Annotated in this window: 20 protein-coding genes; 2 read left to right on the top strand and 18 right to left on the bottom strand. The window is 62.3% G+C overall.

All coding sequences use genetic code 11. From position 1 onward, the window contains the following. Positions 1 to 40 precede the first annotated feature (40 nt). The 17 genes from E5K00_RS10000 to E5K00_RS09920 all read right to left on the bottom strand — a co-directional run bounded on the left by E5K00_RS10000 (position 41) and on the right by E5K00_RS09920 (position 15,439). The gene (locus tag E5K00_RS10000; protein WP_135463080.1) at positions 41 to 640 is read right to left on the bottom strand and encodes an acyltransferase; all 600 of its coding nucleotides are present in this window, start codon (positions 638 to 640) and stop codon (positions 41 to 43) included. Beyond that, positions 637 to 1,842 carry a 3-oxoadipyl-CoA thiolase gene (pcaF, locus tag E5K00_RS09995; RefSeq protein ID WP_135463079.1) on the bottom strand — a complete coding sequence of 402 codons (1,206 nt, stop codon included), beginning with the start codon at positions 1,840 to 1,842 and terminating at the stop codon, positions 637 to 639. The genes E5K00_RS10000 and pcaF overlap by 4 nt, the downstream gene beginning before the upstream one ends. A 133-nt stretch (positions 1,843 to 1,975) precedes the next feature. After that, the gene (gene paaI / locus E5K00_RS09990) at positions 1,976 to 2,410 is read right to left on the bottom strand and encodes a hydroxyphenylacetyl-CoA thioesterase PaaI (protein WP_135463078.1); all 435 of its coding nucleotides are present in this window, start codon (positions 2,408 to 2,410) and stop codon (positions 1,976 to 1,978) included. Further along, positions 2,388 to 3,566, bottom strand: a complete 1,179-nt coding sequence (locus E5K00_RS09985) for a 3-hydroxyacyl-CoA dehydrogenase NAD-binding domain-containing protein (protein ID WP_135463077.1) — start codon at positions 3,564 to 3,566, stop codon at positions 2,388 to 2,390. Before E5K00_RS09985 ends, paaI begins: the two co-directional genes overlap by 23 nt. 116 nt (positions 3,567 to 3,682) lie before the next feature. Continuing rightward, positions 3,683 to 4,189 carry a 1,2-phenylacetyl-CoA epoxidase subunit PaaD gene (gene paaD, locus E5K00_RS09980; protein WP_135463076.1) on the bottom strand — a complete coding sequence of 169 codons (507 nt, stop codon included), beginning with the start codon at positions 4,187 to 4,189 and terminating at the stop codon, positions 3,683 to 3,685. Further along, positions 4,183 to 4,986, bottom strand: a complete 804-nt coding sequence (paaC, locus tag E5K00_RS09975; protein ID WP_135463075.1) for a 1,2-phenylacetyl-CoA epoxidase subunit PaaC — start codon at positions 4,984 to 4,986, stop codon at positions 4,183 to 4,185. The genes paaD and paaC overlap by 7 nt, the downstream gene beginning before the upstream one ends. Before the next feature lie 11 nt (positions 4,987 to 4,997). Next, complete coding sequence (gene paaB / locus E5K00_RS09970; RefSeq protein WP_135394389.1) at positions 4,998 to 5,285, bottom strand: 1,2-phenylacetyl-CoA epoxidase subunit PaaB; 288 nt, start codon at positions 5,283 to 5,285, stop codon at positions 4,998 to 5,000. Positions 5,286 to 5,461: 176 nt separating this feature from the next. Beyond that, positions 5,462 to 6,415 (bottom strand): 1,2-phenylacetyl-CoA epoxidase subunit PaaA, encoded by a 954-nt coding sequence (gene paaA / locus E5K00_RS09965; protein WP_135463074.1) that lies wholly within the window; start codon positions 6,413 to 6,415, stop codon positions 5,462 to 5,464. A gap of 294 nt (positions 6,416 to 6,709) precedes the next feature. Then, positions 6,710 to 7,789, bottom strand: a complete 1,080-nt coding sequence (paaE, locus tag E5K00_RS09960) for a 1,2-phenylacetyl-CoA epoxidase subunit PaaE (RefSeq protein WP_135463073.1) — start codon at positions 7,787 to 7,789, stop codon at positions 6,710 to 6,712. A gap of 107 nt (positions 7,790 to 7,896) precedes the next feature. Beyond that, positions 7,897 to 8,478 (bottom strand): TetR/AcrR family transcriptional regulator, encoded by a 582-nt coding sequence (locus E5K00_RS09955; protein WP_135463072.1) that lies wholly within the window; start codon positions 8,476 to 8,478, stop codon positions 7,897 to 7,899. Positions 8,479 to 8,553: 75 nt separating this feature from the next. Further along, entirely contained in the window at positions 8,554 to 9,912 is a 1,359-nt protein-coding gene (locus tag E5K00_RS09950) for a phenylacetate--CoA ligase family protein (RefSeq protein WP_135463071.1), read from the bottom strand. 208 nt (positions 9,913 to 10,120) lie between these two features. Beyond that, on the bottom strand, positions 10,121 to 10,375 hold the full coding sequence (locus E5K00_RS09945; RefSeq protein WP_135463070.1) for a hypothetical protein: 255 nt from the start codon (positions 10,373 to 10,375) through the stop codon (positions 10,121 to 10,123). 50 nt (positions 10,376 to 10,425) lie between these two features. Then, positions 10,426 to 11,319: a YitT family protein gene (locus tag E5K00_RS09940; protein WP_245328252.1), complete on the bottom strand. Its 894-nt coding sequence runs from the start codon at positions 11,317 to 11,319 to the stop codon at positions 10,426 to 10,428. 75 nt (positions 11,320 to 11,394) lie between these two features. Then, complete coding sequence (locus E5K00_RS09935) at positions 11,395 to 12,663, bottom strand: cation:proton antiporter (RefSeq protein ID WP_135463068.1); 1,269 nt, start codon at positions 12,661 to 12,663, stop codon at positions 11,395 to 11,397. Positions 12,664 to 12,826: 163 nt separating this feature from the next. Beyond that, a complete protein-coding gene (locus tag E5K00_RS09930) occupies positions 12,827 to 13,201 on the bottom strand; it encodes a hypothetical protein (protein ID WP_135463067.1) in 375 nt (124 codons plus the stop codon). Positions 13,202 to 13,418: 217 nt separating this feature from the next. Beyond that, complete coding sequence (locus E5K00_RS09925; RefSeq protein WP_135463066.1) at positions 13,419 to 14,747, bottom strand: sensor histidine kinase; 1,329 nt, start codon at positions 14,745 to 14,747, stop codon at positions 13,419 to 13,421. Continuing rightward, positions 14,744 to 15,439: a response regulator transcription factor gene (locus E5K00_RS09920; protein WP_135463065.1), complete on the bottom strand. Its 696-nt coding sequence runs from the start codon at positions 15,437 to 15,439 to the stop codon at positions 14,744 to 14,746. Before E5K00_RS09920 ends, E5K00_RS09925 begins: the two co-directional genes overlap by 4 nt. Positions 15,440 to 15,823: 384 nt before the next feature. Between E5K00_RS09920 and E5K00_RS09915 the strand changes: the two genes are divergently transcribed. Both E5K00_RS09915 and E5K00_RS09910 read left to right on the top strand, forming a co-directional pair. After that, positions 15,824 to 16,288 carry a MaoC family dehydratase gene (locus E5K00_RS09915; protein ID WP_135463064.1) on the top strand — a complete coding sequence of 155 codons (465 nt, stop codon included), beginning with the start codon at positions 15,824 to 15,826 and terminating at the stop codon, positions 16,286 to 16,288. A 184-nt stretch (positions 16,289 to 16,472) separates the two neighbouring features. Continuing rightward, on the top strand, positions 16,473 to 17,738 hold the full coding sequence (locus E5K00_RS09910) for a zinc dependent phospholipase C family protein (protein ID WP_135463063.1): 1,266 nt from the start codon (positions 16,473 to 16,475) through the stop codon (positions 17,736 to 17,738). Between the two features lie 62 nt (positions 17,739 to 17,800). Here E5K00_RS09910 and E5K00_RS09905 read toward each other — a convergent pair whose 3' ends face one another. Next, entirely contained in the window at positions 17,801 to 18,217 is a 417-nt protein-coding gene (locus E5K00_RS09905) for a hypothetical protein (protein WP_135463062.1), read from the bottom strand. Positions 18,218 to 18,279 lie beyond the last annotated feature (62 nt).

Below are 18,279 nucleotides of genomic sequence, written 5' to 3'. Positions count from 1 at the left end.
TGTCTCGCTTTGCTCGACATGACGTTCTATGAGTGTCAGGCTAAGAAGCTGTTTTGCGCTCATTCCAAGTCTGGTAGCTGGCTTGCTGCACGGCGCGGTCGGCGGGGATTTCGCGCAAGGGCTCGCAGGGCTGGAGGGTGGCGTGCAAATCGGCGGGGAGCTGCATGTAGACGTGGGTGCCTTCGGTTTTCCAGCGCAGCATCTCGTCGCTCACCTGCCGGATAATTTTGTGCGGATTGCCCACCACCAGGCTGCGGGGCGGAATGACTTCGTCGGCCCGGATAAAGCTCAAGGCCCCAATGATGCTTTCGTCGCCAATTTCCACCCGGTCCATGAGCACGGCGTTCATGCCCACCAGCACGTTGCGGCCCACGGTGGCCCCGTGGATAATGGCGCCGTGGCCGATGTGGGCCATTTCCTTGAGCCGCGTCGTGGTGCCGGGAAACATATGGACGGTGCAGTTTTCCTGCACGTTGCAGTTGTCCTCGATGATAATCTGGCCCCAGTCGCCGCGAATGGCGGCACCCGGCCCGATGTACACGTTGCGGCCGATGATGACGTTGCCGGTGACGGCCGCCTGCGGGTGCACGAAGGCCGACTCGTGCACGACCGGCACAAGCCCGTTAAACGAGTAGATCATACCTTTTCGATGATGGCCGCGTAGCCCTGACCCACGCCCACGCACATGGTAATGAGGGCGTAGCGCTTGTTTTGCTTCTGCAGCTCCAGGGCGGCCGTGTTCAGGATGCGGGCCCCGCTCATGCCCAGCGGGTGGCCCAGGGCAATGGCCCCGCCGTTGGGGTTGATGCGCGGGTCGGAGCCTTCCAGGCCCAGACCCCGCACGCAGGCCAGCGTTTGGGCAGCAAAGGCTTCGTTGAACTCGATAATGTCCATCTGGTCGAGCGTGAGGCCAGCTTTCTTCAGCGCCAGCTGGGAGGCCGGCACCGGCCCGATACCCATCGTGCGGGGCTCCACACCGGCTACGCCCATAGCCACTAACCGGGCTCGGGGCGTGAGGCTGTGCTGCTTCAGGCCGTCTTCCGAAGCCCAGAGCAAGGCCGCCGCGCCGTCGTTCAGGCCCGAGGAGTTGCCGGCCGTCACCGAGCCGTTCTTGCGAAACGCGGGCCGTAGCTTGGCCAGCACGTCGAGCGTGGTTTCCGACTTAATAAACTCATCCTCCGCAAACAGCAGTGGCTCACCCTTGCGCTGGGGAATGGGCACGGCCACGATTTCCTCCCGGAAGCGGCCCGAGTCCCGGGCCCGGCCGGCGCGCTGGTGCGACTCGTAGGCAAACTGGTCCTGATCTTCGCGGCTGATGTGGTACTGGTCCACCAGGTTTTCGGCCGTTTCGCCCATGGCGTCGGTGCCGTACAGGGCCTCCAGCTTCTCATTCACAAAGCGCCAGCCGAAGCTCGAATCGTACATTTCCGAGTCGGTGCCGAAGGCCTTGCTGGGCTTGGACATGACGTAGGGCGCGCGGGTCATGCTTTCCACGCCGCCGGAGATGAACAGGTCCCCGTCGCCGCTCTGGATGGCGCGGGCCGCGGCAATGCTGGCCGAGAGGCCCGAGGCGCAGAGGCGGTTGACGGTTTCGCCGGGCACCGAGGTGGGCAGGCCGGCCAGCAGCAAGGCCATGCGGGCCACGTTGCGGTTGTCTTCCCCGGCCTGGTTGGCGCAGCCCAGCAGCACATCGGCCACGGCGGCCGGGTCGACGCCGGCATTGCGCCGGAGCAGCTCCTGAATGACCAGGGCCGCCATATCGTCGGGGCGGATGCTGGACAGGCTGCCGCCGAAATTGCCGATGGGCGTGCGGATTCCGTCAACTAGATAGGCTTGCTTCATGGGGTGTTTCTCAGTTTAAGAACGTCATGCAGAGCGCAGCGAAGCATCTCGCGTGCAATGGTAATTAGACACTATTCCAACATCAGCACGCGAGATGTCTCGCTAAGGCTCGACATGACGGGCTAGTAATGTCTCACAAAATTTCATTGCTGGTGCGGTAAGCCGTGCCTTTGAACAAGGCTAGCAGCGTGCCGTGCTGGTTGGTCAGGCGAATGGCATACACGCCCACCTTGTGCTTGAGGCTTTCTTCCCGGGCTTCCACGGTGATGACGTCGCCGAGCTTGCCGGCTTCGAGGTAGTTGATGGTGACGGTGAGGCCCACGCTCTGGCGGCCGTGGCTGTTGCAGGCGAAGGCAAACGCCGAGTCGGCGGCCGAAAACGTGACGCCGCCGTGTAGGGCCTGGAAACCGTTGAGCATGTCGGGGCGCACGGTGAAGTGCAGGCGGCAGTAGCCGGGGCCTACTTCGTCTACTTTCAGGCCCAGCAGCTGGCTGAAGGCGTCGTGCCGAAGCATGCGCTCTTTCACGGCTTCGGCCCGCTCCTTACTAGCGGCTGAGGGCTGACTCATGCTGGAAAAACGTCTGATTCTGGCGGACCATACGGCGCAGCAGGGCGCTGGCGCGGTACCGGTCCTCGTGGTATTCGGCGTAGAGGTCGTCGAGGGTGGCCAGCACGGTGGGCAAGCCCAACTCGTCGGCCCAGGCCAGCAGGCCCTTGGGATAATTCACGCCCTTGGTCATGGCCAGCTCCAGGTCGTCCCGGGAAGCCACGTTCAGGTGCAGCGCGTCCACGGCCTCGTTGATGAGCATGGCCAGCACCCGGTTCAGGATCAGGCGGCCCAGGGCTTCGTCGCGGGTGGGCTCGGGCGGCACGGCCCCTTCGGCGTAGCTGTAGAAGCCCCGGCCCGACTTGCGGCCGTAGTAGCCGGCTTCGAACAGGCGCTTCTGGGTAAAGGAGGGCTTAAAGCGCGGGTCGAAGAAAAAGGCGGTGAAAACCGACTCCGTAACCCGGTAATTGACGTCGTGGCCGATGAAATCCATCAGCGTGAACGGGCCCATGCGGAAGCCGCCCAGCTCGGTCAAAGCCCAGTCGATGGTGGGCATATCAGCAATGCCTTCTTCCTGCATGCGGATGGCCTCGCCGTAAAAGGGCCGGGCCACGCGGTTCACGATAAAGCCCGGCGTGTCCTTGGTCAGGACCGGCAGCTTGCCCCAGCTTTGTACCAAATCCCGCACCTGCTCGGCCAGCCCGGGGCGCGTTTGCACGGCCGGAATGACTTCGACCAGCTGCATAATGGGCGCGGGGTTGAAAAAGTGAATGCCGATAAACCGCTCGGGCTTCTGGCAGGCCGCGGCAATGGAGGCAATGGACAGTGAAGAGGTGTTGGAGGCCAGAATGCAGGTGTCAGGCACCATCATTTCCACCTCCCGAAATAGCTGCTGCTTCACGGTCAGGTCTTCCACAATGGCTTCGAGCACCAGCTCACAGTCGTTGAAAGCGCCAATGTCCTGGGTAAGGTGCAGGCGGCCGAAAATCTCAGCGGCCTGCTCAGTGGTCAGCTTGCCCTTCTCGGCCAGCTTGTCCAGGCTGCCTTGTATCGACTTACCGGCACGGTCCAGGGCCTGGCGGTTCTGGTCGAGGAGACGCACCGTGTGGCCGGCGGTGGCTACGACTTGCGCAATTCCCGCGCCCATAGCGCCGCTGCCGATAATTCCGATGATCATAGAGTGATTTAGTGATTTAGCGAATTAGTGAGTTGGTGATTTAGTGAGTTGTTCCGCTGGCGCCATTTGCGCGGGCTTGCACATAAAATTCACTAAATCACTAAGTCACTAATTCGCTAGGCGTGGCATTTGAAGTAGTCGAAGGGCTCGTGGCAGTCGTCGCACTGGTAGTGGGCTTTGCAGGCCGTGGAGCCGAACTGACTGACGAGGTGGGTGTTTTCGGATTTGCAGAGCGGGCAGCGCACGGCGGTGTCCTTGCCGAAGAGGTTGAGTATGTGGCCGGTGGCAGTGCCGTCCACAGGCGGGGCAATGCCGTATGCTTCCAGCTTCTCGCGGCCGGCCTGGCTCATCCAATCGGTGGTCCAGGCCGGGCTGAGCTGATTGTGAATGGTTACGTTGGGTATGCCCTCAGCCAGCAGCCGCAGCCGGATTTCGGTGGCAATGGTGTTCATGGCCGGGCAGCCGGAGTAGGTCGGCGTGATGCTGACCGTGACTTGCTCGCCCTGCACCTGCACGCCGCGCACGATGCCCAGATCCAGAATGCTGAGCACGGGCACCTCGGGGTCCGACACTTCTTCCAGCAGCTGCCAGATGTGTTCCTCGGTGGGTGCCGTTGTTACCATTGCATGCCCGGATAAGTGCGCTGCATGTATTGCAGCTCGGCCAGAATATAGCCCAGGTGCTCAGTGTGCCGGCCTTCCTTGCCGCCGGTCATCATGAACACGCCCTGGGGCACGGGCACGGTGGCTTCCTGAAACACGTGGTGCAGGTGGGCTTCCATAGCGGGCAGCAACGTGGCGTAATCAGGGATGATACCGGCCGCTTGCAGGGCCTGTTCGGTAGCCGTGGGCTTGGTCAATTCGCCGGAGTAGCGCCAGAGGGTATCCAGGGCTTTGTCGAGGCGCTTGCGGCTTTCCTCCGTGCCGTCGCCGAGGCGGATCATCCACTCCGAGCTCCATTTCAAATGGTAAGCGGCTTCCTTCACGGCCTTTTCGGCAATGGCGGCCAGGCGCTCATCGGGGCTGGTTTTAAGCTCCCGCAGAAAGTGGTAGTGGAAGTTGTCGAACAAGAACTGCCGGGTCACGGTGTCGGCGAAGTCGCCGTTGGGTTGCTCCACCAGCAGCGGGTTCCGGTACTCCACCGCCAGGCGCAAAAAGGCCAGGTCGTCTTCGGTGCGGCCCTTTCCTTCCAGCTCGGCGGCGTACTGGTAGAGGCTGCGGGTTTCGCCCAGCAAGTCGAGGGCAATGTTGGCCATGGCCAGGTCCTGCTCCAGCACCGGCCCGTGCCCGCACCATTCCGAGAGGCGGTGGCCCAGAATCAGGCTGGTATCGGCCAATTGCAGCACGTAGCTGAACAGCTGCTGCCGCCGTTCGGGCGAGTACGAGTTCAGGGCGGCGGTTTCGGAAGGGGCAACTTGCATAAGGCGCAGAATTACATGTGCTTGATGGAGTCCGGAACCTGGTAGAAGGTCGGGTGCCGATACACTTTGTCGTTGGCCGGGTCGTAGAAGGCCTCGGCGTCGTCGGGGTTGGAGGCGTGCACGTGCTGGCTTTCCACGACCCAGATGCTGATGCCTTCGAGGCGGCGGGTGTACACGTCGCGGGCATTCTGGATGGCCATGGTGGCGTCGGCGGCGTGCAGGCTGCCCACGTGCTTATGGTCGAGGCCCTGCTTGCTGCGGATGAAAACTTCCCACAGCGGCCATTCGGATTGGTTCATCGGAGGTGAAATGGTGAACTTGTGAAATGGTGAGTTTCACGGTTAATATTGGCCGTCATGTCGAGCAAAGCGAGACATCTCGCGTGCAGTGGTAATTCAAATTACTACCACAACATCAGCACGCGAGATTCCTCGACTACGCTCGGAATGACGTTCTTTCTAGCAACTCAAGCTCCTTACGCGGCCTGCGTTTCGGCGCGCTCGGCGCGCTTTTTGGCGTGGGCCAGGGCGGCTTCGCGCACCCAGGCACCTTCCTCGTGGGCTTTGACGCGGGCCCCGAGGCGGTCCTTGTTGCACATGCCGTTACCCTTCACCACGTTCCAGAATTCCTCCCAGTTCACGTCGCCGAAGTCGTAACCCTTTTTGGTTTCGTTCCACTTCAGCGCGGGGTCGGGTACAGTCAGGCCCAGGAACTCGGCCTGGGGCACCATCATGTCCACGAATTTCTGGCGCAGCTCGTCGTTGGTGAAGCGCTTGATGCGCCACTTCATGCTCTGCTCGGTGTTGGGCGAGTCGGCGTCCTTGGGGCCAAACATCATCAGCGTGGGCCACCACCAGCGGTTCAGGGCTTCCTGGGCCATGGCTTTCTGCTCGGGCGCGCCCTCGCACAGGGTCTGCATGATTTCGAAGCCCTGGCGCTGGTGGAAACTTTCTTCCTTGCACACCCGCACCATAGCCCGGGCGTAGGGGCCATACGAGGTGCGGCAGAGCGGCACCTGGTTCAGAATGGCGGCCCCATCCACGAGCCAGCCCACGGTACCCATATCGGCCCAGCTCAGGGTAGGGTAGTTGAAAATGCTGGAATATTTAGCCTTGCCCGAGTGCAGGTCGGCCAGCATCTGGTCGCGCGAGGCGCCCAGGGTTTCGGCGGCCGAGTAGAGGTAGAGGCCGTGGCCGGCTTCGTCCTGCACTTTGCTCAGCAGGATGGACTTGCGCTTCAGCGAAGGGGCCCGGGTAATCCAGTTGCCTTCGGGCAGCATGCCGACCAGCTCGGAGTGGGCGTGCTGGGAAATTTGCCGGATCAGCGTCTTGCGGTACGCATCTGGCATCCAGTCTTTGGGCTCAATGCGGACGTCCGCGTCGATGCGGGCCTGAAACTGCTCTTCGAGGTTGATTTCTACCGTTTCCATGCGCTTTCAACAAAGTTTAACTAACATTCGTTAGTTAAAAGTAAGAAAAATATCGGAACCTCACCCCCGGCCCCTCTCCTTGGGGAGAGGGGAGCCTGCCGACTGCGGAATGGCGCGGTTTCAATCCGTACACCGTTTTTTAGGTTTGACTGCCCCAACTTGGTTTAGAACCAGTTGAAACGCCTCAATTTTAGACTTTTCGTTCAATTCCGTGCGAACGGCTTTTCCATTACCAGGCATACGCAAGCATGCGTCAGGCTCCCCTCTCCCCAAGGAGAGGGGCCGGGGGTGAGGTTACTGGTCAAAATCCACTTTCACCTTCTCCGAAGTAGGCCGGGCCTGGCAGGAGAGGACGTAGCCTTTGGCCACTTCGGTGTCGGAGAGGGAGTAGTTGACGTCCATTTCCACCTGGCCTTCCACCACCCGGCAGCGGCAGGTGCTGCACATGCCGTTTTTGCAGGAGTAGGGCGCATCCACGCCGGTTTCGAGCAGGGCGTCCAGAATCGTATTGCCGTAGTACGACATTTCCAGAATGCGGGTGTTGCCGTCGAGCTGCACCGTTACCTGGCTGTGCTTGTCGTCTTCGCCAGCGGGGCGCACTTTGGCCGGGCCAGCCTGGGTTTTGCCGCCGCCGGCGGTGCCGAACATTTCGAAGTGAATCTTCTCCGGGGCCACGCCAGCGCCGGTCAGGGCGGCTTTTACGCCCAGAATCATTTCTTCGGGGCCGCAGATAAAGCACTCGTCGATCTGGCTCGGGGGCAGGATTTTCTGCAGGAACAGCTCGGCTTTGGCTTGGTCGATGCGGCCGAAGAGCAGGTCGGTGTCGCCTTGCTCCCGGCTCAGGATGTGGTACACGCTCAGGCGCTTGAGAAACTTGTTCTTGAGCGCCTCAATGCCCTCCTTGAAGATGATGGAGTTGCGGCCCCGGTTGCCGTAGATGAGCGTGACCTGGCTCTGGGGCTCGGTCAGCAGCACGGTTTTGATGATGCTGAACACCGGCGTAATGCCGCTGCCGGCCGCAAACATGACGTAGTGCTTGGCCTGCTCGGGGTGGAGCTCGGTGTAGAAGTGGCCGGCCGGCGGCATCACGTCCAGCTCCTCGCCCACCCTGAAAGTGTCCACGGCCGAGGAGGAAAACCGGCCCTCGGGCACTTTCTTGATGGCCACCTGCCACTCGTTTTCCAAGGGGCTGCTGCAAATCGAGTAGGAGCGGCGCAATTCCTCGCCGTTGTGGTCCCGCCGAAAGGTGAGGTACTGGCCCTGGGTGAAGCGGAAGGTGTCGCGCAGGTCCTCGGGCACGTCCAACGATACCACCACGCTGTCGGGCGTTTCCTTTTCGATGCGCTTGATGCGGACTTTGTGAAATCGACTCATTAGTTAGTAGTGCTTGGTGCTTAGTGCCTGGTGCTTAGGTTTGGTGCATGGGGTATTCCGTTTTGAACGACCCAAACACCAGGCACCAAGCACTAAGCACCTCTTATTTACTTCGCCAATCCATTGAGCAGGATGGTCATGATGTTTTCTTCGAGTTCCTCGGCCGTGATGCCGCGGCCGGGGCGGTACCAGAGCTCCACCCAGCGCACGGCCGACAGAATCGTGAACAAGGCTACCGACACGTTGACGGGCTGGAACTCGCCGGCGGCAATGCCCTGCTCAATGAGCTCGGCAAAGCCTTTCTCGTAGGTTTTGCGGGCATCCTTGAACTGCTGCAGCTTGTCGGGGCTGAGGTATTTCCAGTCGTTGTTGGCCACCGACACGGCCGCGCCGTCCTCAATCATGAGGCGAATGTGGAGGCGGATCAGGGCCTTGAGCTTGTCGACGTAGGATACCGGCAGTTGCTCGATTTCGTGGAGCTGGGAAATGTAGGTGTTCGAGACGTGAAAGCAGATGCTTTCCAGAATGTCGTCCTTGGAGCTGATGTGGTTGTACATGCTGGCCGCCTCCATGCCCACCTGGGAGCCCAGGTCGCGCATGGAAGTGCCGCCGAAGCCCTTGGCTTTGAAGAGCTTGGCGGCTTCTTCCAGAATTACCTGCCGTTTGTTGGTTTTCGCTTTTTTAGCCATTCAGCGTTCAGAAAATAAGGCGTGGCGACAGTGGGCCGAGAGTTTTGCCGGGTAAAGCTAGAAGAAGCCCCGGTTTTATGCACGATGCGCCTGGTTCAGGTCGCGCAGGTCGCGCACCCGGCTGAGCTTGCCGCCCTCACTGCGCGGCAGCTGCCCAAAGCCCAGCAGCTGCACGTGCATGCTCAGGCCAATGTTGTCCTTGATTTTCTTGGCCAACGTGCCCCGCAAGGTGCGCAGGCACTCGTGCTGCGCCACGGCGGCTTCGGTCACGGCGGCCAGTTCCAGGCCGCGCATCAGCTCCTCACTGATTTCCACGCTGACTTCCACCTCGTCGAGGCTGCCGCGGCGGGAGGCCACCACCTGGTAGTACGGGCTCACGTGGTCCAGTCCCCGCAGAATATCCTCGACCTGGGTAGGAAAGAAGTTGACGCCGCGAATGATGAGCATATCGTCGGCGCGGCCGCGGATGGGGCCCATTTTCACGTGGGTGCGGCTCCGGGACTCGCCGTAGTAGAGGTTGGTAATGTCGTTGGTCCAGTAGCGCAGAATGGGCATGGCCTGCTTGGTCAGGGTGGTGAACACCAGCACGCCCAGCTCCCCCTCGGCCACCGGCTCCCCGGTGTCTTTGTCCACGATTTCGGGCAGGAAGTGGTCTTCCCAGACGTAGCTGCCCGTGCCCCGCTCGTTCACGTCTTCCTGCGACACGCCCGGCCCCATAATTTCGCTCAGCCCGTAGATATTGGTAGCCTGCACCCGCAGCCCGCTTTCCACCTGCTGGCGGATGGTTTCTGTCCAGGGCTCGGCCCCGAGGGCGGCATATTGCAGGTTCAGCGCCTCGGGGGCAATGCCACGCCGCTGAATTTCCTCGGCCAGCACCTGGGCGTAGGACGGCGTGGCGCAGATGATTTCGGGCCGGAAATCCTGGAGCAGCTGCAACTGCCGGTCGGTGCCGCCGCCCGAGACGGGAATGACGGTGAGGCCCAGCTTTTCGGCCCCGTAGTGAATACCCAAGCCGCCGGTAAACAGGCCGTAGCCGTAGGCATTCTGCAGCTTCATGCCCGGCCGGCAGCCCGCCGCGGCCAGGGAGCGGGCCACCACCTCGGCGAAAATATTGAGGTCCTGAGCCGTGTAGCCCACCACGGTGGCCTTGCCGGTAGTGCCGCTGGAGCAGTGCAGACGGGCCACTTCGGGCTGGGGCACGGCAAACAGGCCGAAGGGGTAATTGTCGCGGAAGTCGGTTTTGCGGGTAAAGCCCAGCCGGGTAAGGTCGGTCAGGCCTTGGAAAGTAGAGGGGTGAATGCCCAGCGCGTCGAACTTGGCCTTGTAAAAAGGCACCCGGTGGTATACGTACTCGACCTGCCGCTTGAGGCGCGTATTCTGTAGCTCCCGCAGCTGGGCGAGAGGCATCCGTTCGATTTCAGGTTGGAAGAGCATGGCAATACGACGGGAAGGAGCAGGGTATTAAAAGTATAGAAGCTGGCTTACAAAAACAAACGTTTGTTAGTTTGTTTGATTTTGCTTGCTTGATTATCCATTGTATAATAATGAGTTAGCGTAAAAAGTAACTGCCGCCTCCCCGAAAGAAAGCGGCAGTTATCAGGGCCGGAAAGGGGGCCGAAAGCTTCCGTGCGGCGGCTCCGCCTCAGACCAGAATATTCGGGGGCAGCCGGATGTGGGCGAGGTAAGGGTACAGCCCGGCCTGTTCGGTAAAGGCGTGCAGATACGCCACGGCGGCCGTGGGAAGCTGGCGCCACACTTCACAGTAGTAGCCGGGCAGGTAGTACAGGTCGACGAGAAAGACGCCGGCCGGGCGCGTGAGCAGAAACGTGCCGCCCTGCGTAACCAAGGCCTGCTGCTCGGCGGCCGACAAATTCTGAAAGGCGGAATACGGTACCATCGGGTCAGAATACGGCCCGCTCCGTGAAGAGAAAATGAGCTGCCGGGCGGCTAGTGAAACGGCCGCTTTTTCACCATGCCGCCTTCCGCGTCGTCGATGCTGTGCTGAATGACGAAGGCCTGCGGGTCGATGCGGCGGATTTCGGTGCGCAGCTGGGGCAGCTCCAGGCGGGTCACGACGGTAAACACGATGTCCATGTCCATATCCTGGCCGCCACGCTTGCCAAAGCCCCGCTTGCCCTGGTAAATCGTGACGCCCCGGCCCAGCGTGGTGGTAATGGCGTGCCGGATGGCCTCGCTCTGGGCCGAAATAATCGTGACGCCGGTGTATTGCTCGATGCCGTTGAGCAGAAAGTCCAAGGTTTTGGAGGCCGATACGTAGGTCAGAATGGAGTAGAGGGCCGCCTGCACGCCCAGCACGAAGGCCGCCACGGCGAAAATGAAGATGTTGAGCACCAGAATCACGTCGCTCACCTTCAGCAGGGGCGTGTGCTTGTTGATGAGCAGGGCGGCCACCTCGGTGCCGTCGAGCACGGCCCCGCCCCGCATGGCCAGCCCGATACCGGCCCCGATAAAGACCCCGCCAAAAACGGCGGTGAGCAGCAAATCCTTGGTCACGTCGGGGTAGGGCACCACCACCAGGCACAAGGCCAGGCCGGCAATGGCGGCGGCGCTTTTCAGGGCAAAGCCCAGCCCGATCTGACGGTAGCCCAGCACCACGAAGGGCAGGTTGATGATGAGCAGCAGCCAGGACAGCGGCACGTTCAGGCTGGCCGAAATCAGCATGGAAATGCCCGTTACGCCACCATCAATGAAGTGGCTGCTGAGCAAAAAGCCTTTCAGGCCCATGCCCGCGCACAGAATGCCCAGCACGATAAGGCCGAAGTTTTTGATTTTCTCGGTCAGGTTGGCGGGTTGAGGGCCGGGGGCGGGAACGGAAGTCATGGAAGGGGGAAGGCGTTGCCGGAGCTTACGCAGAATAATAAGTTGGGGAAGAAGCATGAGACGAGTGAAAACCGCTTACTCGGCTTCGACCGGCTCGCTAAGCTCGGCCGTGATTTTGCGGCCGTGGCGGCGGTCCAGCCAGTTCATGACCGGCGTAGCCAGGATGCCGTGTAAGCTGATGGAAACCAGGATGGTGAAGCCCGCAATGGCCCACAGCTGGCGGGCGCCGGGAAAGTCGGCTTTTTCCAGGGCAAAGGCCAGGTAAAAGATGGAGCCAATGCCGCGAATACCAAAAAAGGAGATGACGCCGCGCTCGGCCAGGGTCACGCGCGGGGAGCGGGCAAGCGTCAGTAGGCCGCCCAGGGGCCGGATAACCAGCACCAGCAGCAGCCCCAGCGCCACCCCCGGCCAGGTAAGCGGGGCCAGCAGGCCGCGCACCACGGCCCCGCCAAACAGGATGAGAATCACGACGATGAACAGCCGCTCGAGCTGGTCGGTGAAGGCGTGCATGTGCTTGTGGTACTCGTGGCGCCGCTCCCGGCTGCGTAGCGCCACGGCCGCGACAAACACGGCCAGAAAGCCGTAGCCGTGCACCAGCTCCGTAATGCCGTAGGTGATGAGCGTGACGGCCAGGGCCACGAAGCCGTAAGCCCCGGCCTTAATGCTGACGCGCTTGGGCAGGTTGAAAATCAAATAGGCCAGCAGCTTGCCCGACAGGATGCCCAGCACCAGCGCCGCGCCGGTGCGGTAGAGCACGTCCAGCCACAGCCAGTGCCCGAGCTTGGCCGACAGCGCGCCGGTGGCCGGCAGCAGGGCCAGGGCCAGGTACACGAAGGGAAAGGCCAGCCCGTCGTTGAGGCCCGCTTCGCCGGTCAGGGCAAAGCGCACGTTGTCTTCGCGCCCCTCGCCCGGGTCGCCCACCTGCACGTCGCCGGCCAGCACGGGGTCGGTGGGGGCCAGGGCGGCAGCCAGCAGCAGGGCGCTGGCCAGGGGCAGGCCCGCAATGGCCCAGCCCGCCAGCGTCAAGGCGGCAATGGTCAGTACCATCAGCACCAGCACCAGCAGCAGGGGCGTGCGCCAGGTCCGGAAGGAGAAAGGCCGGTCAATTTTCAGGCCCGTGCCGGTCAGGGCAATCAGCACGCAGAGCTCGGCCAGGTGAGTTACCAGGGTTTGGTGCTGAAACGGGTCGGTGGGCAAATCCAGGGGCAGGCTGTAAAGCCCCATGCCCAGCGCCAGGTAGATTACGGGGTAGGACAGCGGGTATTTCTCCAGCAGCGAGGGCAGCCAGGCAACGCCCAGAATAGCCACTCCCAGAATGACCAGCGTGGTGGTGTAGACAGGCATCAGGCGAGGGAAAAAAGCCAAAGGAGTTTCAGGGCCGGATAATTGGCGCTGAAACGATACGGCCATGAAAGGAGCCCGCGCGGCCCTGGGCCGGCGGGTAACGGGAAGATGCGCGGACCGGCAGTTGCCGCCCGCTCGGGTTGAGCAAAAGCCAGCGGCCAGGCTAGGGCGCGTTCGGAATAATGGATGCCTGCAACCGGCCCCGCAGCACCGGCACCCCGATAATCGGGTGACTTTTCGGGCCGCGGAGGCTGCGTAAGCCTGTGTAAGCCAGGAGCCCCGGGGCCAGAGCCGGGGGCAGCGCCCAGCTGCCCCCCGCCGAACGCAGCTCTTTGCCGACGGCCAGGGCTTCGTTGCCCACGGCAGCATCTTCGCGGCCCAGCGCCTGGTGCTGGTAGGAGCCCGGCGCGTGCCCGGCCTGTACTACCGCCGCCGGGCGGGAAGCCGCCGCCACCTGATTAGGAGCCGCGAAGTGCCACCCCAGCCCCAAAAGGAGCAGGAAGTGAAACCAAAGCGCTATGGAAATCAGGCGACGCAAAAACCGGAAAGACAGCAGACGGGGAGAGTAAACAACAATACTAACGAAGATACGGCGGATGCGTTGGGCTTATCGTGTTTGCAACCACCCGGATACGGAGGGCCGCAAACCGGATTTCTGCCCGCCACAACGGCCCTGCGGGCCCAACGACAAATACTCCAAGCCCCGGCCGACATCCTGGTCAACCGGGGCTTGGAGTGTTTGTCGTTGGGCGGACTTACCCGGCCAGCGTGGCCGTGGGCAGCCAGATGGAAAAGGTGGTGCCGGCCTCGTGGGAGGCCACCTCCAGGCGAAAGGCGTGAAACTGTGCGATGGTGCGCACCAGGGCCAACCCCAGGCCGTAGCCTTCGGTGGTGTGCACGTTGGCCGCCCGCCGGAACCGCTCGAACAGGTGGGGCAGGTGCTCGGCCGGAATGGGGCGGCCGGTGTTGAATACCTGGAGCAGGTAGGGCTGGCCCGGCTGCTGCTGCCCCGTCAGCCGGATCAGGCCGCCGGTGTGGTTGTACTTCACTGCGTTGCTGAGCAGGTTGTAGAAAAAGGTAAACAGCAGGCTGGCGTTGGCCGACACAACGCGCGGGTCGCCGGCCAGGTCCCACTCCAGGGTCAGGTTTTCGTCGGCAATGCGGTCCTCCAGCTCGGCTACCACTTCCTGCAGCACCGTGCGCACGGCCACCGTGTCGTTGCGGGCGTACTGCTCGTTTTCGATGCGTGAAATCATGAGCAGGGTGCGCAGCGTGGCCGTGAGCCGGTGCAGGGTGCGCTGCGAGGTGACGATCTGCTGCTCGGCCTCTTCGGGCAGGATTTCGGCCTGTAGCATGTTCTCGAAGCGGTTTTGCAGAATACTCACCGGCGTGAGCAGCTCGTGGGAGGCGTTGGCAATGAACTCGCGCTCCTGCTCAAACACCAGCTTTATTTTCTGCAGCATGCGCCGAATCGTCGCGTCCAGGTACTTAAAGTCGGACGTGGTGGTGCGCAGCGGCGGCAGGGGCGGGGGCGTGGGGCCCTGCACGGCCCGCAGCCGCTCCACAATCTGGTCGACGGGCCGCAGCAGGTAGTTGATTACACCCAGCTCAATCAGTAGCGTCGTCAGCACGGCGAAGGCCAGGGCGTAGGCGGCCAGGGAGCGGAGCAGGGCGTACACGTCTTCCACCGAGGCAATGCTTTTGCCGATTTCTAGCACGTAGGCCTGCCCATTCATTTGGAACGTGTGGCGCAGCACCCGAAAATCGACCAGGGAGCCGTGCCGCTGCCGGGGCAGGGTCGCCACCGTGTCGGGCTGGGTAGTGGTGGCGTGGCGCAGGTCAATAAACTCGTCCTGGAGCAGGTCGTAGTGCACCTTGCGGCCGGGGTACGACTCGGTCAGGAAGCTCCCGATGCCCACCTGCCCGATGCGGCGCATCACCTGGCGCTGCTCCCCGCGCAACGACTCGTCGGTGTGGCGCATGGCCAAGCTTTCGACCAGCCAGGGCAACGCCAGCAGCAGCACCGCCGCCATCAGGGCCTTCGACAGGGTGGTCAGCAGGACGAGCTTTTGCTGGAGCTTCACGCCTCCTGGGTGGGCTTAAACCGGTAGCCGATGCCGCGCACCGTGTCGACCCAGTCGCGCGGGTCGTGGGCGGCCAGCTTCTTGCGGATATTCTTCACGTGCACGTCGATGAAGTTGGAGTCGTGGTCGTCCCGGTCGCTGATCATGTTGCCCCAGATATGCTCGCTGAGCTGCATGCGGGTGAGCACCCGGCCCCGGTGCAGCAGCAGGTAGTGCAGCAGGTCGAACTCGCGGCGGGTGAGCACCACCTCGGTGCTGCCGTGGCGCAACGTTCTTTCACTGAGGTTGATGACGAAGTCGCCGAATGAGAGCGTGTCCTGCGTGACGCCGTGTTTGCGCCGCGTAATGGCCTGCATGCGCGAGGCCAGCTCCATCAGGGAGTAGGGCTTGGGCAGGTAGTCGTCGGCGCCCAGCTGCAGGCCGCTGATCCGGTCGTCGACCGAGCCCCGGGCGCTCAGAATAATGATGGAGGCCTGGCTGTTGTGCTGCTGCCGGGCTTCGGCCAGCAGCTGCAGGCCGTCCTGGTCGGGCAGGCCCAGGTCCAGCAGCACGAAGTCGTATTCGTTGACGTAGAGCTTTTCCGAGGCCGAGGCGCCGGTGCGGGCAAAGTCGCAGTGGTAGTGTTCGTGTTGCAGATACAGCGCCAGCTCCTGGGCCAGGGCCTCATCGTCTTCAACAATCAGCACGTTCATAAGGGGAGGGTAGTCGTAAGAGGCGAAACGGGGTGGGGAATGACAACCAACGGCCCGCGGGCCCGGCGGTTGGTTACGCAGGGACAATATGAGAAAAAACCTGGCTGGCAGGCCGCGGAACGTTTCGGCGGCAACTTCCGGCGCGGGCAGTGAAGGGAATATGAAGCGAAGAGCCGCCGCGCGGGTGCGGCCTGGCATTCGGCCCGCTACGAAACGGCCAGCGGGTTTAATATACTGCCGCGCGGGTCTGGGCGGTGAAAGAACGAGCCCGGAAACGCATCTTTGCGGCCGGGCGCTCAACAGCCACTCCGGCCTGGTGGCCGAATGGGTCAACGCCCGGGCGCAAAGCTGCGTCTCTACACTTCAACCAATCCCCCAAACCGCATGAGCACGGTAATCATCAACAGCCTCAAGGAGCTGGAGCAATACGAGGGCCAGGAGCTGGGCGTCTCGGAGTACCACACCATCACCCAGGAGCAGATCAACCAGTTTGCCGCCGCCACGCTCGACTTCCAGTGGATTCATACCGAGCCCGAAAAAGCCCGGGCCGAGTCGCCGTTTGGCGCTACCATTGCCCACGGCTACCTCACGGTGTCGTTGCTGCCGTATCTGTGGACGCAGATCGTGCAGATTGAAAACCTGAAAATGCAGGTGAACTACGAAATCGAAAGCCTGCGCTTCAATCAGGCCGTGACGGTAAACAGCGAGGTGCGGCTGCGGGCCAAGCTGCTCACGGTGAAAGACCTGCGCGGCATCGCCAAAGCCCGCATCGAGGTGACGATGGAGGTAAAAGACGCCAGAAAACCCGCGTACAGCGGCGTCATTACGTTTCTGTACCACTTTCTGTAAAGCGCCCGGCGCGCCATACAGCAGCCTTGCGCTGGTAGGGACAAGGCAACGGCCCCGGGTCGTTGCCTTTCTTTTTTGCCCGGCACCGGCGCGGCCTGGCGGCTTACAACTCCGGTTCAGCTTTCCCGTACTGTCATAGCTTCCCACCCCGACGCCGTAGTCCCGCGCGGAAGTCTCCTATTGCATGCTCAAATGGTTATTCTGCAGCGTCTGGGCTCTGTTGCTCGCGCCGCTTTCCGCCTCCGGTTACTCGGTGCTCACCCACCAGGCCAACATCGACTCGACCTGGAAGCGCTGCCTGGCGCCGCTGTTGCAGCGGCGCTACCCCGGCGCTACCGAGGAGCAGCTGCTCGAAGCCAAATCCTACGCCTACGGCGGCTCCATTATTCAGGACATGGGCTTTTACCCCTTCGGCTCCACGCTGTTTACCAACCTGACCCACTACGTGCGCAGCGGCGACTTCGTGCGCAACCTGCTCGACGAGGCCAAGGACCGCAACGAATACGCGTTTGCCCTGGGGGCCCTGGGCCACTACGCCGCCGATTTGAACGGGCACCCGGTGGGCACCAACAAGGCCATGCCGCTGGTGTATCCCGAGCTGGCCAAGCAGTACGGCAACAACATTACTTACGAGGAGGCGCCCAAGCAGCACACTCAGCTGGAGTTTGCCTTCGACGTGGTGCAGGTGGCCGCCGGCCGCTACCGCACCAGCGACTACCAGCGCTACGTGGGCTTTCAGGTCAGCAAGCGGGTGCTGGAAACGGCATTTCAGAAAACCTACGGCCTGGAGCTGGGCAAAGTAATCTTCAACGTGGACCTGAGCATCGGCTCCTTCCGCTTCGCCGTGCGCCAGCTGATTCCGGTAGCCAGCCGGGCCGCCTGGCAGTCGCAGAAAAAAGAAATCCGGGAGCTAAGCCCCCGGGCCCGCCGCCGCGAATACGTGTACCATGAGAGTGAGCGGAAGTTTCGCAAGCAGTACGGCACGGCCTACGAGCACCCCGGCACCGGGGCCCGTATCCTCTCGTACTTCGTGCGGATAATGCCCAAAATCGGGCCGCTGGCGCCGTTTGCTTTCCGCCCGCCCACGCCCCAGGCCCAGGAGCTGTTCAAAACCAGCTTCAAGCAGGTCATCAAGAACTACTGCGTGCTGGTGGAGCAGGAGCCCAGCGACACGCTGGCCGCCGCCCCGCGCCTGGTCAATGCCGACTTCGACACCGGCCACCAGACCAAAGCCGGCGAGTATGCGCTGGCCGACGAAACCTACGGCGAATGGGTGCGGCAGCTGGCCAAGGCGAAGTTCGACGGCATAACGGAGCCGCAGAAGCAGAACATTCTGGCCTTCTTTGGCACTACGGCCAAGGAGCCGAAAGACGAAGAGGAGAAAGAAGCAGCCAAGCGTAAGGAAACCCAGGAAGCGCTGCAACAGCTGCGCGCGACGGCTGCAAAGTAGCGGCTGGGCTGGCGGTGTCTTCCGCTGGCTACCTCAATGTAGCGGGGGGAAGGAACGTGGAATTAGCTGCTTGTCAGCCACCGTACGGCTTCGCCCTCATCCATAAATACCCGGACGGAGTAGGGCTGCTGCGCATTGAGTGCCGTGTTGGTAGCTTCCTGAAAGTCCGGCTGGGTGCTGATCAGGTGCCACAGTTCCGGAGAAACCAACGACGCGAGCCGCAGGTGGGAGGAAGCGGTGCGGGCTATGTCCGGGAGCCACTCGTGCGCCACCCACTGGGCTATTTCCGGATTGGGGCTGAACCGCCGGCGGTCCATGAGCCAGTGGAAGGCATTGTGAGCCTGAGCCGTAGCCTGCAGGGCCCGGTGGGCTTGCTGCAGTTCGGGCAGGGAAGCATCGCGCAGCCAGCGGGCCGTAAGAATGTGCAGATCGGGGCGATACTGCAGATCAAGCAACGACCGGTCAATAGAATCAGGCATGGGCGAGGGAAGCTGTGCTGGCCTGGTAGAGCGACCAGCCGGGCCGAAGATAGCCGATAGAA

It is taken from the genome of Hymenobacter aquaticus, assembly GCF_004765605.1.
GTDB lineage: Bacteria > Bacteroidota > Bacteroidia > Cytophagales > Hymenobacteraceae > Hymenobacter > Hymenobacter aquaticus.
This window is presented reverse-complemented; position numbering and strand designations above follow the sequence as displayed.

What these genes read in the sequence shown, in the direction of transcription:
- E5K00_RS10000 (WP_135463080.1), bottom strand. Translation starts at nt 640, where the DNA reads ATGATCTACTCGTTTAACGGGCTTGTGCCGGTCGTGCACGAGTCGGCC.
- pcaF (WP_135463079.1), bottom strand. Translation starts at nt 1,842, where the DNA reads ATGAAGCAAGCCTATCTAGTTGACGGAATCCGCACGCCCATCGGCAAT.
- paaI (WP_135463078.1), bottom strand. Translation starts at nt 2,410, where the DNA reads ATGAGTCAGCCCTCAGCCGCTAGTAAGGAGCGGGCCGAAGCCGTGAAA.
- E5K00_RS09985 (WP_135463077.1), bottom strand. Translation starts at nt 3,566, where the DNA reads ATGATCATCGGAATTATCGGCAGCGGCGCTATGGGCGCGGGAATTGCG.
- paaD (WP_135463076.1), bottom strand. Translation starts at nt 4,189, where the DNA reads ATGGTAACAACGGCACCCACCGAGGAACACATCTGGCAGCTGCTGGAA.
- paaC (WP_135463075.1), bottom strand. Translation starts at nt 4,986, where the DNA reads ATGCAAGTTGCCCCTTCCGAAACCGCCGCCCTGAACTCGTACTCGCCC.
- paaB (WP_135394389.1), bottom strand. Translation starts at nt 5,285, where the DNA reads ATGAACCAATCCGAATGGCCGCTGTGGGAAGTTTTCATCCGCAGCAAG.
- paaA (WP_135463074.1), bottom strand. Translation starts at nt 6,415, where the DNA reads ATGGAAACGGTAGAAATCAACCTCGAAGAGCAGTTTCAGGCCCGCATC.
- paaE (WP_135463073.1), bottom strand. Translation starts at nt 7,789, where the DNA reads ATGAGTCGATTTCACAAAGTCCGCATCAAGCGCATCGAAAAGGAAACG.
- E5K00_RS09955 (WP_135463072.1), bottom strand. Translation starts at nt 8,478, where the DNA reads ATGGCTAAAAAAGCGAAAACCAACAAACGGCAGGTAATTCTGGAAGAA.
- E5K00_RS09950 (WP_135463071.1), bottom strand. Translation starts at nt 9,912, where the DNA reads ATGCTCTTCCAACCTGAAATCGAACGGATGCCTCTCGCCCAGCTGCGG.
- E5K00_RS09945 (WP_135463070.1), bottom strand. Translation starts at nt 10,375, where the DNA reads ATGGTACCGTATTCCGCCTTTCAGAATTTGTCGGCCGCCGAGCAGCAG.
- E5K00_RS09940 (WP_245328252.1), bottom strand. Translation starts at nt 11,319, where the DNA reads ATGACTTCCGTTCCCGCCCCCGGCCCTCAACCCGCCAACCTGACCGAG.
- E5K00_RS09935 (WP_135463068.1), bottom strand. Translation starts at nt 12,663, where the DNA reads ATGCCTGTCTACACCACCACGCTGGTCATTCTGGGAGTGGCTATTCTG.
- E5K00_RS09920 (WP_135463065.1), bottom strand. Translation starts at nt 15,439, where the DNA reads ATGAACGTGCTGATTGTTGAAGACGATGAGGCCCTGGCCCAGGAGCTG.
- E5K00_RS09915 (WP_135463064.1), top strand. Translation starts at nt 15,824, where the DNA reads ATGAGCACGGTAATCATCAACAGCCTCAAGGAGCTGGAGCAATACGAG.
- E5K00_RS09910 (WP_135463063.1), top strand. Translation starts at nt 16,473, where the DNA reads ATGCTCAAATGGTTATTCTGCAGCGTCTGGGCTCTGTTGCTCGCGCCG.
- E5K00_RS09905 (WP_135463062.1), bottom strand. Translation starts at nt 18,217, where the DNA reads ATGCCTGATTCTATTGACCGGTCGTTGCTTGATCTGCAGTATCGCCCC.